Here is a 12937-nt window from a genome sequence, read left to right on the forward strand (position 1 = left end):
ACTCCGTAGGCCAGCGGCCTAGCGCGGCAGGGCGGTGCCCCATTCGCGCCACTCTTTCGGTTCGCTCCCCAGCAGCAGGAAGTGTTTATCATCCTGCGCTTTCGGCGCCAGCGGCGTACCCGGCGGCGTGGCAAAGGAGATGCCGCCGCGAATGAACTGATTGAAGGTCCCGGTTTTCACCACTCCGCCAATCAGGCCAAAGTCGAGGTTGTAGCCGGAAGAGAGCCAGAACACCGAGTTGTTACGCACCAGATACTGATAACGCTTACTGATACGCAGTTTGACCATCACGCGGTCCGATAGCGATCCCAGCGTCAGCCCGGTGACCGTTCCCACCTCAAGGCCGCGGAATAACACCGGCGTACCGATATCCAGCGAACCGGCTTCCGGAACCTCAACCACGATGCTCAGGCCATCGATATAGCGAGAGTCGCTAATGGTCGTTTCCTGAATTTCGAAGTCGCGACGCGGCGTCCCCCGGCCCGGCTCAACGTTGATATACGGCTGGAAGATGGTATCCAGATGCTCAACGCCCGCCGCGGAAATTTGCGGGGTGATCACCGAGAATCGGGTGCCTACACGGGCGAAGGTCTCCACGTATTCCGGGTAGAGCACGGCTTTCGCCTGCACTTCGTTTTTGGCGGTGATCAGGTTCAGCGATTGGATCTGGCCGATGTTAATCCCCAGATAGCGGATAGGCATCCCGGAGGAGAGTTTTCCCGCATCGAAGGCATGGAGGGTGATCTGCCCGCCCACCGCGCGGGCGGCGGTCTCTGAAGCATACAGAATACGCTTATTACCGCTGCGGACGCGGGCGCTGGTCCCGCTCAGATCGTCAAAGCTGATGGCCCCTTTGAGGGCGCGGGCCAGCGGCGAAGCCTGGACGGTCAGGCCGTTGCCGTCGAGCTGGACCTTAGCTCCGCCTTCCGCCCAGAACACGCTATTGCTGGTGAGCAAATGGCGGTATTCCGGCTTAATGTGCAGGTCGATATCAAACGCGTTGCTGCGCGGTTTGACGGAGGTCACCTCGCCCACGGCAAACTTACGGTAGAGCACCACCGAGCCTTCCTGAACATCCGGCAGCGTTTCCGCAGAGAGGCTCAGCGTGGTTGTCGGGAGGTCGCTCAGGCTATTCTCCTGCGCTTTTTCCATATTGGCATACAGCGGATAGCTGGACTGAATCGCCCCTTGTGCGCCGGGAATAATGCGGATGCCTCCGTCAACCCACTCGCTGGCGCTGGCGCCAAGCACCTTAATACCGTCGAGGCCGACCTTAACGTCAAGGCGGCTGTTGACCACAAATTTGCTATCGCCGTGCACCAGGTCGCGATATTCCGGCGTAATGGCCACCTGGAAGGTGACGCCTTTCGCCGTCAGCTTGCGCTCCAGCACCTGGCCGATTTTAACACCGTGCAGCACCAGCGGCTGTCCGGCGTCGATGCCGAAGCTCTCCGATGCCGTCAGCGTAATGGCCGCGACGTTCGGCTCTTCCAGCAGCGATTTATCCGCCGGCAGCACCACGAAATGGCTGCGCGGCTCACCCTCTCCCGGTACCAGTTCAAAGGTATTACCGGTCAGCAGGGCGCTGAGGCTCGGATTATCCAGCGAAATTTTCGGCTTTTTCATCTGAATAAGCGTCTTATCACGCAGCAGGGTTACGACGCTGGGATCGACGGTCATCTCGCCGGTAACTTTACTTCCGGGCTGGAGGTTGAGCTTAGTGAGCTGTCCGACCTCGAGGCCCTGGTACATCAGCGGCGTAGAGCCGGCTTTCAGCCCCGCGCCGTCAGGTAAATCGAGCGTCACCAGCACGCCGCGCTGGCTGTGGGCTAAATCTTCGTACAGCCCGTACTCATCGTTTTGCTGCGCTGCCTGGGAGTCTCCGGGGGAGTCAAAGGCAATCGCTCCATTAACCAGGGCCGAAAGGCTTTCCAGCTCAACTTTAGCGCCGATCAGGCCGACGTCGGCCTTGACGCCCGAAACGTTCCAGAAGCGGGTGCCTTTTTTGACCAGGTTGGTAAAGCGGCGTTCGATCAGCACATCGATGGTAACGCCCTGGTTGTTATCGTTGAGCGCATAGTCGTAAACCCGGCCAACGGGGATCTTGCGGAAATAGACCAGCGATCCGCTGGTTAGCGAGCCGAGATCCGCGGCGTGCAGATGAATCATCAGCTCGCCGTTGTTGATACGGTATTTCGGCTGGGTATCGAGGGCGACAAAGTGATCTTCCGGTTCGCCCTGGCCCGGCATCATGCCGATATAGTTGCCGCCTACCAGCGCATCAAGGCCGGAAACGCCCGCCAGCGAGGCTTTCGGCGTGACCAACCAGAACTGCGTGTCCTTGCGCAGCGCTTCTTTCATATCGCCTTTGACGCTGGCCGAAACCTCTATCTTACTCAGGTCTTTACTCAGCGAGATATTCTGCACGGTGCCCACTTCTACCCCTTGATAGCGGATAGGCGTGCGCCCGGGGACAATACCGTTCGCCGACTGGAAGTCGATAGTGATAGTCGTCCCGCGATCGTTATAGCTGGTCCAGATCAGCCAGCTGGCGATCATCAGCGCAATGACCGGCAGCAGCCAGAATGGCGATATGCGACGTTTGGTTTTAATTTTGGCTTCAGTCGGCGAAGCGGGCGTTTCCTGACTCATGTGCGTCCCAAAGTAAGCGGCTGTCCAGCCATTCAACAGCAAGGATAGTTAATATTACCGCGGCGCCGAAATATACCGCAGCAGGCCCCATCGTAAAAGCGAGGAGTTGATCGCGGTTTATCAGCGACATGGTTAATGAGATAACGAAAAGATCCAGCATCGACCAGCGGCCAATCCAGGTAATCAGCCGCAGCAGCAGGATGCGGGTGCGCAGCCCCTGTTCGCACTTGAATTGTATGCTGACCAGCAGCGTAAACAACACAATAACTTTGGTAAACGGCACCAGAATACTGGCGATAAACACCACTCCGGCAATGGCGACGTTGCTGTTGGCCAGAGACATAATCCCGGAGAGGATCGTATCATCCTGGCGCGCGCCGTTGACGTAGATAATGGAGATCGGCAGCAGGTTCGCGGGGAGCAGGAACATCACTGACGCAATCAGCGCCGCCCAGCTCTTCTGCAGGCTTTGCGGCCGGCGGTGGCGTAGCGGCGTATGGCAGCGACGGCAGCGTCCGCGGGGATCGCGGTGGCCGGTATAGTGGCAGCCGGTACATACCTGTAAATTCGGGTCCGGGCGCAGCGCCGGGCGCTGGGGATAAAATCGCTCCCAGAGCTCTTCGACGTTCATATGAATGAGTGTGAGGATGCTGAGCAGCGTTAATGAGACGAAGGCGATTAAGCCGACGCCGGGCTGCAGGAACGCGTAATCCTGCACCTTGATCGAGGCCACGCCGATCCCGACCAGGTAGATATCGAGCATCACCCACTCTTTGAGCCGCTCCAGCATCAGCAGCACCGGGCGCAGGTTCATCCCCAGCACGTTGCCTAGCCAAAGATAGGCGATGGAGATAACCAGCAGCGCCGGCGCGCCAATGGCGCAAAATAGCACCATCGCCGCCGTCAGCGGATCGCCCTGGTCGGTCATTTGCCAGATGCCCTGTAATACGTTAGCGTCGATACGGACGCCGAGCAGGTGCAAACGCAGCAACGGCTCCATCCAGGCGAAAGGCATCAGCAGCATCATGGCGATAGCCATACTGCCAAGGCGCGAAAGCGACCAGTCGCGGCCGTCGCGTATTTTGGCGCTGCAGCGCGGGCACCAGGCGCTCTGATTCCGCTTCAGCACCGGCAGGCGAAACAGAATGTCGCACTGCGGGCAGCGGTGATAGTGGGCCTGAGGCAACGGCGAGCTGACCGCATGTACGGTCATCTTTTTTGCTGGCGTAATCTGGGGTGTTTTTAGTGGCATTTATTACGTACGGCAATGAATGTATTTCACTATATTAACCCAGGAATGAATTCATCTTGAGCCTGAACGCATTTAATGCTTATTTTATTAGGCAGTGAGTGTAAGGCAGTAAGACAACTAAGTGATTATATAATGAGCAAAACAGAGTTTTACGCGGATCTGAACCGTGATTTTCAGGCATTAATGGCAGGAGAAACCAGTTTTCTGGCCACGATCTCTAATACCAGCGCGCTGCTGTTTGAGCGGCTGACGGAGGTTAACTGGGCCGGGTTCTATTTACTCGAAGGCGATACGCTGGTGCTGGGGCCCTTCCAGGGCAAGCTGGCCTGCGTGCGAATTCCGGTAGGGCGGGGCGTTTGCGGGACTGCCGTTTCGCAAAATCGCGTGCAGCGCGTGGAGGACGTTCACGCCTTCGACGGGCATATCGCATGTGATGCCGCCAGCAATTCGGAGATTGTCTTCCCGCTGCGGGTGAACGAGCGGATTATTGGCGTCCTGGATATCGACAGCACCGCGTACTCCCGCTTCACCGCTGAGGATGAACAAGGGCTTACGGAACTGGTAGCGCAGCTGGAAAAGTTCATTTCTGCGACCGACTATCAAAAAATATTTGCCCACGTCGCAGGATAATCAACGGATAACGTAGCATTTAGCGATGGCGTCATTATAATGGCGCCTGTTCATGCCTGCGGCTTGTTGGCTACGTCCGTTGTAATCAGGAAATTTCATGGAAAATCAACCTAAGTTGAATAGCAGTAAAGAAGTTATCGCATTTCTGGCCGAACGTTTCCCACAGTGCTTCAGCGCTGAAGGTGAAGCTCGCCCCCTGAAAGTCGGTATTTTTCAGGATCTCGTTGAGCGCGTTGGGGGTGAGATGAATCTCAGCAAAACCCAGCTTCGTGCCGCTTTACGTCTTTATACTTCGAGCTGGCGCTATCTGTACGGCGTTAAGCCAGGGGCGATTCGCGTCGACCTCGACGGCAACCCGTGCGGCGAGCTGGAAGAGCAGCACGTTGCTCATGCCCGTCAGCAGCTCGAAGAAGCAAAAGCTCGCGTCCAGGCACAGCGTGCAGGCCAGCAGGCTAAAAAACGCGAAGCCGCAGCTGCCGCTGCTGGTCAGCAGGAAGACGGCACCCGTCGTGAGCGTAAGCCACGTCCTCAGGTTCGCCGCAAAGAAGGCACCGAACAGCGTAAGCCGCGTCCTGCCGTTGCGAAAGCACCGCGCGAAGAGCGTCATACTCCTGTATCAGATCTGACCGTGCTGTCCGTCGGCCAGGCTCTGAAGGTGAAAGCAGGCAATAACGCAATGGACGCCACCGTTCTGGAAATCACCAAAGATGGCGTTCGTGTACAGCTGACTTCTGGTATGTCAATGATTGTACGCGCAGAACACCTGGTGTTCTGAAACGGAGGCCGGGCCAGGCATGAACACATTCTTTAAGCTCACCGCGCTTGCGGGCCTGCTAGCAATAGCAGGCCATGCGTTCGCCGTGGATGATATTACCCGAGCCGATCAAATCCCCGTGCTGAAAGAAGAGCCGCAGCACGCGACGGTGAGTGAGCGCGTAACCTCGCGCTTTACTCGTTCGCACTATCGACAGTTTGATCTCGATAACGCCTTCTCGGCAAAAATTTTTGACCGCTATCTGAACCTGCTGGATTACAGCCACAACGTGCTGCTGGCCAGCGACGTTGCTCAGTTTGCCGCGAAGAAAAATCAAATCGGTGACGAGCTGCGCAGCGGAAAACTGGACGTTTTTTACGACCTGTATAACCTGGGGCAGAAGCGCCGTTTCGAACGCTATCAGTACGCGTTGAAGGTGCTGGAGCGTCCGATGGACTTTACCGGCAACGATAACTTCAACCTTGACCGCAGTAAGTCACCCTGGCCGAAAGATGAGGCCGAGCTGAACGCGCTGTGGGATGCCAAGGTTAAGTTTGACCAGCTGAGCCTGAAGCTTGCGGGTAAAGACGACAAAGAGATCCGCGAAACGTTAACCCGCCGCTATAAGTTTGCTATTCGCCGTCTGGCGCAAACCAATAGTGAAGATGTGTTCTCGCTGGTTATGACCTCCTTCGCCCGCGAAATCGATCCGCATACCAACTACCTGTCGCCGCGCAATACCGAGCAGTTCAATACCGAAATGAGCCTTTCGTTAGAAGGGATCGGCGCGGTGCTGCAGATGGACGACGACTATACGGTGATCAACTCGCTGGTGGCCGGTGGCCCGGCGGCGAAGAGCAAGTCAATTAGCGTTGGCGATCGTATCGTTGGCGTCGGCCAGTCCGGTAAAGGCATGGTTGACGTTATCGGCTGGCGTCTTGACGACGTCGTGGCGCTGATTAAAGGGCCGAAGGGCAGTAAGGTTCGTCTGGAAGTGCTGCCGGCGGGCAAGGGCGCGAAAACGCGCATCGTCACGCTAACCCGCGAGCGAATTCGTCTCGAAGATCGCGCGGTTAAAATGTCGGTGAAAACAGTTGGTAAAGAAAAAATCGGCGTGCTGGATATCCCCGGTTTCTACGTTGGCCTGACGGATGACGTTAAGGTTCAGCTGCAGAAGCTGGAAAAACAGAACGTCAGCAGTATCGTTATCGACCTGCGCAGCAACGGCGGCGGCGCTCTGACCGAGGCGGTATCGCTTTCCGGTCTGTTTATCCCGTCTGGCCCGGTAGTGCAGGTTCGCGATAATAACGGCAAAGTGCGTGAAGACAGCGATACTGACGGCGTCGTTTACTACAAAGGCCCGCTGGTCGTGCTGGTTGACCGCTTCAGCGCTTCGGCTTCTGAAATCTTCGCCGCGGCGATGCAGGACTACGGTCGCGGACTGATCGTTGGTGAGCCAACCTTCGGGAAAGGCACCGTGCAGCAGTACCGCTCGCTGAACCGTATTTACGATCAGATGCTGCGTCCTGACTGGCCGGCGCTGGGTTCCGTGCAGTACACCATCCAGAAGTTCTACCGTATAAACGGCGGCAGTACTCAGCGTAAGGGTGTAACGCCGGACATCATGATGCCAACCGGAACCGAAGATCGTGAGACCGGCGAGCAGTATGAAGATAACGCCCTGCCGTGGGATAGCGTTAATGCAGCGACCTACGTCAAGTCCGGCGACTTAACGCCGTTTGGCCCCGGTTTGCTGAAGCTGCATGATGAGCGGATTGCCAAAGATCCGGAATTCCAGTACATCATGAAGGACATTGCTCGCTATAACGCGATGAAAGACAAGCGCAATATCGTTTCCCTGAACTACGCCCAGCGTGAAAAAGAGAACGAAGAGGATGATGCGACTCGTCTGGCCCGGATTAACGATCGCCTGAAGCGTGAAGGTAAGCCGCAGCTTAAGAAACTGGACGATCTGCCGAAGGATTACCAGGAGCCGGATCCGTATCTTGATGAAACGGTACATATCGCGCTCGACCTGGCCCATCTGGAGAAAGAACGGCCAGCGGTGGAACCACCGGTTAGTCAATAAGCACCCGACGGGCACACATGGTTGTGCCCGTTTTTTTATCTGCTCCTCCCGCCAAAAACCTCGATTCCCCCGTGCCTGATGTCAATATATTATGCAGATGTCAGCGATATGCTACAAAATGTAAAGTTGTGTCTTTCTCGTGACTTAGCGGGGGAGGATGGTTGAAAATTAACGTTGCACCCATACGATATGGGTAATCGCATAGTGCGTTTTGTTAAATCGAGGTTAGAAGAAAATTATGATGCGAATCGCGCTCTTCCTGTTGACCAACCTGGCCGTTATGGCGGTGTTCGGGCTGGTGCTAAGCCTGACGGGAATACAGTCAAGCAGCATGACCGGGCTACTGATCATGGCGCTGCTTTTTGGTTTTGGTGGTTCGATCGTTTCGCTGATGATGTCGAAATGGATGGCGCTAAAATCGGTGGGTGGGGAAGTCATTGAGCAGCCGCGTAATGAAACCGAACGTTGGCTGATGAATACCGTCGCGCAGCAGGCGCAGCAGGCGGGGATCGGCATGCCGCAGGTTGCTATCTACCATGCTCCGGATATTAACGCGTTTGCTACCGGGGCGCGCCGTGACGCTTCGCTGGTTGCCGTCAGCACCGGGCTGCTGCAGAACATGAGCCGTGACGAGGCGGAAGCCGTTATTGCCCATGAAATCAGCCACATTGCCAACGGCGATATGGTGACCATGACGCTGATTCAGGGGGTGGTGAACACCTTCGTTATCTTTATCTCGCGCGTTATCGCGCAAATTGCCGCAGGATTCCTTGGCGGCAACCGCGATGAAGGTGAAAACAGCAACGGCAACCCGCTGATTTACTTTGCCGTCGCTACCGTCCTGGAGCTGGTGTTTGGGATCCTGGCCAGCATCATCACCATGTGGTTCTCGCGCTACCGTGAGTTCCATGCGGATGCGGGCTCTGCCCGTCTGGTCGGCCGTGAGAAAATGATCGCCGCCCTGCAGCGTTTGAAAACCAGCTACGAGCCGCAGGAAGCCAGCAGCATGATGGCGCTGTGCATAAATGGCAAAGCGAAATCTATGAGCGAGCTGTTTATGACACACCCGCCGCTGGATAAACGTATTGAAGCTCTGCGCAGCGGGGAGTATCTGAAGTAATCACGTCCTTCCGAGCGCAGAAACAAAAACCGCAGCCTTAACCGGGCTGCGGTTTTTTTTGTGCCGTAATCGGGCCCGGCTACTGTCCGGGACGCGGCTGGGTGACGCGAAGCCCGCTAACGGTGGCCGCAATGACCGCCAGCCCTCCGGCCAGCAGCAGCGCGGTATGAGTGCCGCCGTTGCCTTGCAGATTGAACAGCAGCGCGACCAGCGCCGCGCCGGTGCTTTGCCCCAGCAGTCTGGCGGTACCGAGCATTCCGCTGGCCCCTCCGCTGCGGTGGCTAGGGGCCGATGAGACGATAGTGTGGTTATTCGGCGACTGGAACAGACCGAAACCCGCGCCGCAGAGCGCCATGCGCCAGATAATATCGAGATCGGACGGCGATGAGGGCAGCAGCGCCAGGCCAAACAGACCGCAGGCCATAACCGCCAGTCCCACCGCACCTAGCAGCCCCGCGTGAATTTTCTCAATCAGATAACCCGCCAGCGGCGCCATCACCATCGTCGCTAAAGGCCAGGGCGTCAGCAGCAGCCCGGTCTCCACCTCGCTGCGTCCGATCGTCGCCTGCAGGAAAAAGGGCAGCGAAACCAGCGCCAGCATTTGTGCGCAGAAGGAACAGATTGACGTGCAAATGGAGAGCGAGAACAGCGGGATACGCAGCAGATCAACCGGCAGGAGCGGCACCGGCATCCGCAGCTGGCGGCGAATGAAGAAGAATCCGATAACCAGCATTGCAACCACTTCAGCCAGCACCAGTTGACCGGACTGCCCTTGGGCAAAGCCGCCGAGCGCGGTGATCAGCAGGCCGAAGGTCAGCGCGTTCATGACGGTGCTGGGAAGATCGAAGCGGGTAATTCGGCTGCGGCCGCTGTTGGCCGGCAGGTAGCGTATGGCGAGCGTCAGCGAAACAATCCCCAGCGGAATGTTGATTAAAAACAGCCACTGCCAGGAGGCGATGGAGAGTATCGCAGCGGCAATCGTCGGGCCGGCCGCGGAAGATACGGCGACCACAAACGAGTTGATCCCCATTCCCCGTCCAAGGAAGCGCTTCGGGAAGATAAGACGAATGAGCGCGGTATTCACGCTCATCAGCGCGGCGCCGCCGAGCCCTTGAGCGACGCGGGCGAGAGTCAGCATCTCAAGCGAGTGGGAGAGGGCGCAGGCCAGTGAGGTAAAGGTAAAAACCAGCAAACCGATTTTGTAGATGCGCCGATAGCCAAACATATCGCCCAAAAAGGAGAGCGGCAATAGCGCAATAACGATGGCGATTTGGTAAGCGTTGACTATCCAGATTGAGGCGGCGGGCGAAGCGTTAAGATCTGTGGCGATGGTCGGCAGGGCCACGTTAGCAATGGCGCCGTCGAGTACGGCCATCGCTATGCCTAAAACGATGGTCAGAATGGCGCCGTAACGCTGCGGCAGGGGCAGACCATCGGAAACGTTTTTATCCATGTTAAGTTTGTGTCTTTATCGTGACTATTCTCTGGGTAATGATTTTAGCATTGATTATTCGGCTGTATGTCGCAGATTTGTAACGAATGGGCAGAAGAACGATTGCGGGCATCGGGTTGCGAATTTATAATAAAAACCGGTTCTAATTTTTATAAAACAGTAGCGATGAGGTGATAAATGGCAGTTGCAGATTTGGATAAACAGCCAGATTCTGTCTCTTCAGTATTGAAGGTTTTTGGCATCCTGCAGGCGCTTGGCGAAGAGCGTGAAATTGGTATTACCGAACTATCTCAGCGCGTTATGATGTCAAAAAGCACCGTTTATCGCTTTTTGCAGACTATGAAGTCGCTGGGCTATGTCGCCCAGGAAGGTGAGTCTGAGAAATACTCCCTGACGCTGAAGCTGTTCGAACTCGGCGCGCGTGCGCTGCAGAATGTCGATCTGGTGCGCAGTGCGGATATCCAGATGCGCGAACTATCGCGCCTGACGAAAGAGACTATCCATCTCGGTGCGCTGGATGAGGACAGTATTGTCTATATCCATAAAATCGATTCGATGTACAACCTGCGCATGTATTCGCGCATTGGCCGCCGCAACCCGCTGTACAGCACCGCAATCGGCAAAGTGCTGCTGGCGTGGCGCGATCGTGCCGAAGTGGAGCAGATTCTCGAAGACGTCGAATATAAGCGCAGCACCGACCGGACGATTACCAGCACCGAAGAGCTGCTGGGGGTGCTGGACAGCGTTCGTCAGCAGGGCTATGGCGAAGACAATGAAGAGCAGGAAGAGGGGCTACGCTGCATTGGTGTACCGGTCTTCGACCGCTTTGGCGTAGTGATTGCCGGGTTGAGTATTTCGTTCCCGACGCTGCGCTTCTCGGAAGAGCGGCTGCACGAATACGTTGAAATGCTGCATACCGCGGCGCGTAAAATTTCTGAACAGATGGGCTATAACGACTATCCGTTCTGATCGCGGCAGGCGTTAGCTGCGTCGGGCTACTGCGGGAAGAGGGTTCCTGCCGTAGCCCGAAGCGGATTAACCTTTGTCGATAACGGTTTCGCTTTTGCGCAGAACCGGACAGTCAGTCAGGCCAATAATACCGCTATCAGAATGAACGTACTGTACGGTGCTGGTGCCGCGGGCGGTCAGATACTTACACTGGAGGCCCAGCCCCGCTGCGTTCTCATTGCTACCAATCAACATGCCGTAGCCGCTTAATAATACGCCAATCCATAAGATAGCCAGTACCACAATCGTACGAATGATCAATCGCATTGTTGCCTCATAATTTGTATTATCCTCGGCGTTTATTTTGACAGGTACACGAGTTGAAACAAGTCTATGATTCTTAAACTTGCCTTTCGTATTACAGTTAGCCGCGGTTTAAGATGAGCGTGCTATCCTGGCAACATCTGGTATTGATGCGGAGTGTGGAGTGAAAAAATTACGCTGGGTTTTGCTGATTGTTGTCATAGCGGGCTGTTTGTTGCTGTGGACTCAGATGCTTAACGTAATGTGCGATCAGGATGTGCAGTTTTTCAGCGGCATCTGCACCATCAACAAATTCATCCCCTGGTAAGACATTTTTATAACGACTGATTTTCTTCTGCTGCGCGGGTGGTAGAATAAACGCCTTCTCTTTGAGGTGGTGAAATGAGTGAGTTACTAAGTCCTGGGATCGTAAATCTGGCATCGCTGGCGCTTTCTATTGTGCTGTTGCTTGTCGGCCTGTTGTTATGGTTTTTTGTTAATCGCGCAAGTTCGCGCGCCAACGAGCAGATTGCCCTGCTGCAGGCTCTGCTGGATCAGCAAAAGCGCCAGAACGCGCTGCTGCGTCGTCTCTGCGAAGCCAATGAGCCGGAGAAGGAAGAGGCTACCGGACCTTCAGCCGTTGAGAAGGGGAAGGATGACGACGACTTTATCCGTCTCGTCGCTGAACGGTAGCTGATAAACGGGTGTACACCGCCTTGGTGTACGCCTGCCTCATCGCCTTGCGCAATAACTTATTCTTATCCTTTTGTCCTGATTGCCACATTTCTTAGGCTACTTAATGTGTTAGCGATCGCAATTTTATCCAATAAGCTATGGATTTTTGAGCTAATCAAATAAAATAATAACATCGTGATTTAATTGCATGATGAAAGAAAGTGTCATCGAAATTTCATTATTCAGGTGCAATATAAACACTATTTATAGTGGGGCGAACAACATTTAATTAACCCTGCATATTCTCGGCCTAAGCCAATTTTCAACTATCAATATGCGCGTTTATGCGCATCGTTATGCACGTACCCTGCCGCAACCCTCTGAAAACTGGCAGGGTGCATCTCTGCCGGCCTGGATGGACCGAAGTTGTTGAGCAATGGTGAAAAAGTTGCCACGCTCATCCATGCGTAATTGTATGTTTGCCGCGCTGGGCGGGATTAACGGCGGGGCGGAAAAGGCGCATAAACGTGCAGTTGGTCAAATGATTCCCTTATATTTTGTGCGAAGGATCGAGACCCGTTTAAAAATGGCTTGCCATTATTAACGTTGTATGTGATAACACCTTTCGGGTTAAACGAGGTACAGTTCTGTTTATGTGTGGCATTTTCAGTAAAGAAGTCCTGAGTAAACACGTTGTCGTTGAATACCGCTTCTCTGCCGAACCTTATATTAGTGCCTCATGCAGTAGTGTGTCAGTTTTATCTATGTAAGTGCCTGCGGGCGAAGAAAACAGTCTAAGGAATTTTGCAAATGGCAAAGATTAAAGGTCAAGTTAAGTGGTTCAACGAGTCTAAAGGTTTTGGCTTTATTACTCCGGCTGATGGCAGCAAAGACGTGTTCGTACACTTCTCCGCTATCCAGGGTAATGGCTTCAAAACTCTGGCTGAAGGCCAGAACGTTGAGTTCGAAATTCAGGACGGCCAGAAAGGTCCGGCAGCAGTTAACGTAACTGCTATCTGATTCAAGACCACTCATCTTGTAAAGAAAGCCTCGCCTTTGCG

General features: G+C 55.0%; 11 protein-coding genes and 2 pseudogenes. 9 read left to right on the forward strand and 4 right to left on the reverse strand.

Annotated features, from left to right (window positions below; genetic code table 11):
• Positions 1-18 precede the first annotated feature (18 nt).
• On the reverse strand, positions 19-2652 hold the full coding sequence (locus tag GO007_RS16450; protein WP_095101730.1) for a PqiB family protein: 2634 nt from the start codon (positions 2650-2652) through the stop codon (positions 19-21).
• Entirely contained in the window at positions 2621-3904 is a 1284-nt protein-coding gene (yebS, locus tag GO007_RS16455) for a membrane integrity lipid transport subunit YebS (protein ID WP_095101732.1), read from the reverse strand. The genes GO007_RS16450 and yebS overlap by 32 nt, the downstream gene beginning before the upstream one ends.
• Positions 3905-4036: 132 nt before the next feature.
• Here yebS and GO007_RS16460 point away from each other — a divergent pair.
• The 4 genes and pseudogenes from GO007_RS16460 to htpX all read left to right on the forward strand — a co-directional run bounded on the left by GO007_RS16460 (position 4037) and on the right by htpX (position 8497).
• Positions 4037-4550, forward strand: a pseudogene (locus GO007_RS16460) (GAF domain-containing protein).
• 81 nt (positions 4551-4631) lie between these two features.
• Positions 4632-5309 (forward strand): RNA chaperone ProQ, encoded by a 678-nt coding sequence (proQ, locus tag GO007_RS16465; protein WP_041146207.1) that lies wholly within the window; start codon positions 4632-4634, stop codon positions 5307-5309.
• A gap of 19 nt (positions 5310-5328) precedes the next feature.
• Positions 5329-7377 (forward strand): carboxy terminal-processing peptidase, encoded by a 2049-nt coding sequence (gene prc / locus GO007_RS16470; RefSeq protein WP_095101736.1) that lies wholly within the window; start codon positions 5329-5331, stop codon positions 7375-7377.
• Between the two features lie 238 nt (positions 7378-7615).
• Complete coding sequence (gene htpX / locus GO007_RS16475) at positions 7616-8497, forward strand: protease HtpX (protein ID WP_095101738.1); 882 nt, start codon at positions 7616-7618, stop codon at positions 8495-8497.
• Positions 8498-8576: 79 nt separating this feature from the next.
• On the opposite strand, the gene GO007_RS16480 is transcribed toward htpX, so the two are convergent.
• The gene (locus GO007_RS16480) at positions 8577-9950 is read right to left on the reverse strand and encodes an MFS transporter (protein ID WP_095101740.1); all 1374 of its coding nucleotides are present in this window, start codon (positions 9948-9950) and stop codon (positions 8577-8579) included.
• Positions 9951-10127: 177 nt separating this feature from the next.
• Between GO007_RS16480 and kdgR the strand changes: the two genes are divergently transcribed.
• The gene (gene kdgR / locus GO007_RS16485; protein WP_041146203.1) at positions 10128-10919 is read left to right on the forward strand and encodes a DNA-binding transcriptional regulator KdgR; all 792 of its coding nucleotides are present in this window, start codon (positions 10128-10130) and stop codon (positions 10917-10919) included.
• Positions 10920-10985: 66 nt separating this feature from the next.
• Here kdgR and GO007_RS16490 read toward each other — a convergent pair whose 3' ends face one another.
• Complete coding sequence (locus tag GO007_RS16490; RefSeq protein WP_095101742.1) at positions 10986-11225, reverse strand: YobH family protein; 240 nt, start codon at positions 11223-11225, stop codon at positions 10986-10988.
• A gap of 160 nt (positions 11226-11385) precedes the next feature.
• Here GO007_RS16490 and mgrB point away from each other — a divergent pair, with 160 nt between their 5' ends.
• The 4 genes and pseudogenes from mgrB (at position 11386) to cspE (ending at position 12896) form a co-directional block, all read left to right on the forward strand.
• Complete coding sequence (gene mgrB / locus GO007_RS16495) at positions 11386-11529, forward strand: PhoP/PhoQ regulatory lipoprotein MgrB (RefSeq protein WP_041146201.1); 144 nt, start codon at positions 11386-11388, stop codon at positions 11527-11529.
• A gap of 74 nt (positions 11530-11603) precedes the next feature.
• Positions 11604-11894 (forward strand): YebO family protein, encoded by a 291-nt coding sequence (locus tag GO007_RS16500; protein ID WP_095101744.1) that lies wholly within the window; start codon positions 11604-11606, stop codon positions 11892-11894.
• Positions 11895-12529: 635 nt separating this feature from the next.
• A pseudogene (locus GO007_RS16505) lies at positions 12530-12674 on the forward strand (DUF2627 domain-containing protein).
• 12 nt (positions 12675-12686) lie between these two features.
• Complete coding sequence (gene cspE / locus GO007_RS16510; protein WP_001062678.1) at positions 12687-12896, forward strand: transcription antiterminator/RNA stability regulator CspE; 210 nt, start codon at positions 12687-12689, stop codon at positions 12894-12896.
• Positions 12897-12937 lie beyond the last annotated feature (41 nt).

Source organism: Klebsiella sp. 10-1 (assembly GCF_009758445.1).
In the GTDB taxonomy this organism is placed as follows: Bacteria; Pseudomonadota; Gammaproteobacteria; order Enterobacterales; family Enterobacteriaceae; genus Klebsiella; species Klebsiella scottii.

Coding starts and splice junctions, on each gene's coding strand:
- htpX (WP_095101738.1), top strand. CDS start 7,616: ATGATGCGAATCGCGCTCTTCCTGTTGACCAACCTGGCCGTTATGGCG.
- cspE (WP_001062678.1), top strand. CDS start 12,687: ATGGCAAAGATTAAAGGTCAAGTTAAGTGGTTCAACGAGTCTAAAGGT.
- prc (WP_095101736.1), top strand. CDS start 5,329: ATGAACACATTCTTTAAGCTCACCGCGCTTGCGGGCCTGCTAGCAATA.
- GO007_RS16450 (WP_095101730.1), bottom strand. CDS start 2,652: ATGAGTCAGGAAACGCCCGCTTCGCCGACTGAAGCCAAAATTAAAACC.
- kdgR (WP_041146203.1), top strand. CDS start 10,128: ATGGCAGTTGCAGATTTGGATAAACAGCCAGATTCTGTCTCTTCAGTA.
- GO007_RS16490 (WP_095101742.1), bottom strand. CDS start 11,225: ATGCGATTGATCATTCGTACGATTGTGGTACTGGCTATCTTATGGATT.
- proQ (WP_041146207.1), top strand. CDS start 4,632: ATGGAAAATCAACCTAAGTTGAATAGCAGTAAAGAAGTTATCGCATTT.
- yebS (WP_095101732.1), bottom strand. CDS start 3,904: ATGCCACTAAAAACACCCCAGATTACGCCAGCAAAAAAGATGACCGTA.
- GO007_RS16500 (WP_095101744.1), top strand. CDS start 11,604: ATGAGTGAGTTACTAAGTCCTGGGATCGTAAATCTGGCATCGCTGGCG.
- GO007_RS16480 (WP_095101740.1), bottom strand. CDS start 9,950: ATGGATAAAAACGTTTCCGATGGTCTGCCCCTGCCGCAGCGTTACGGC.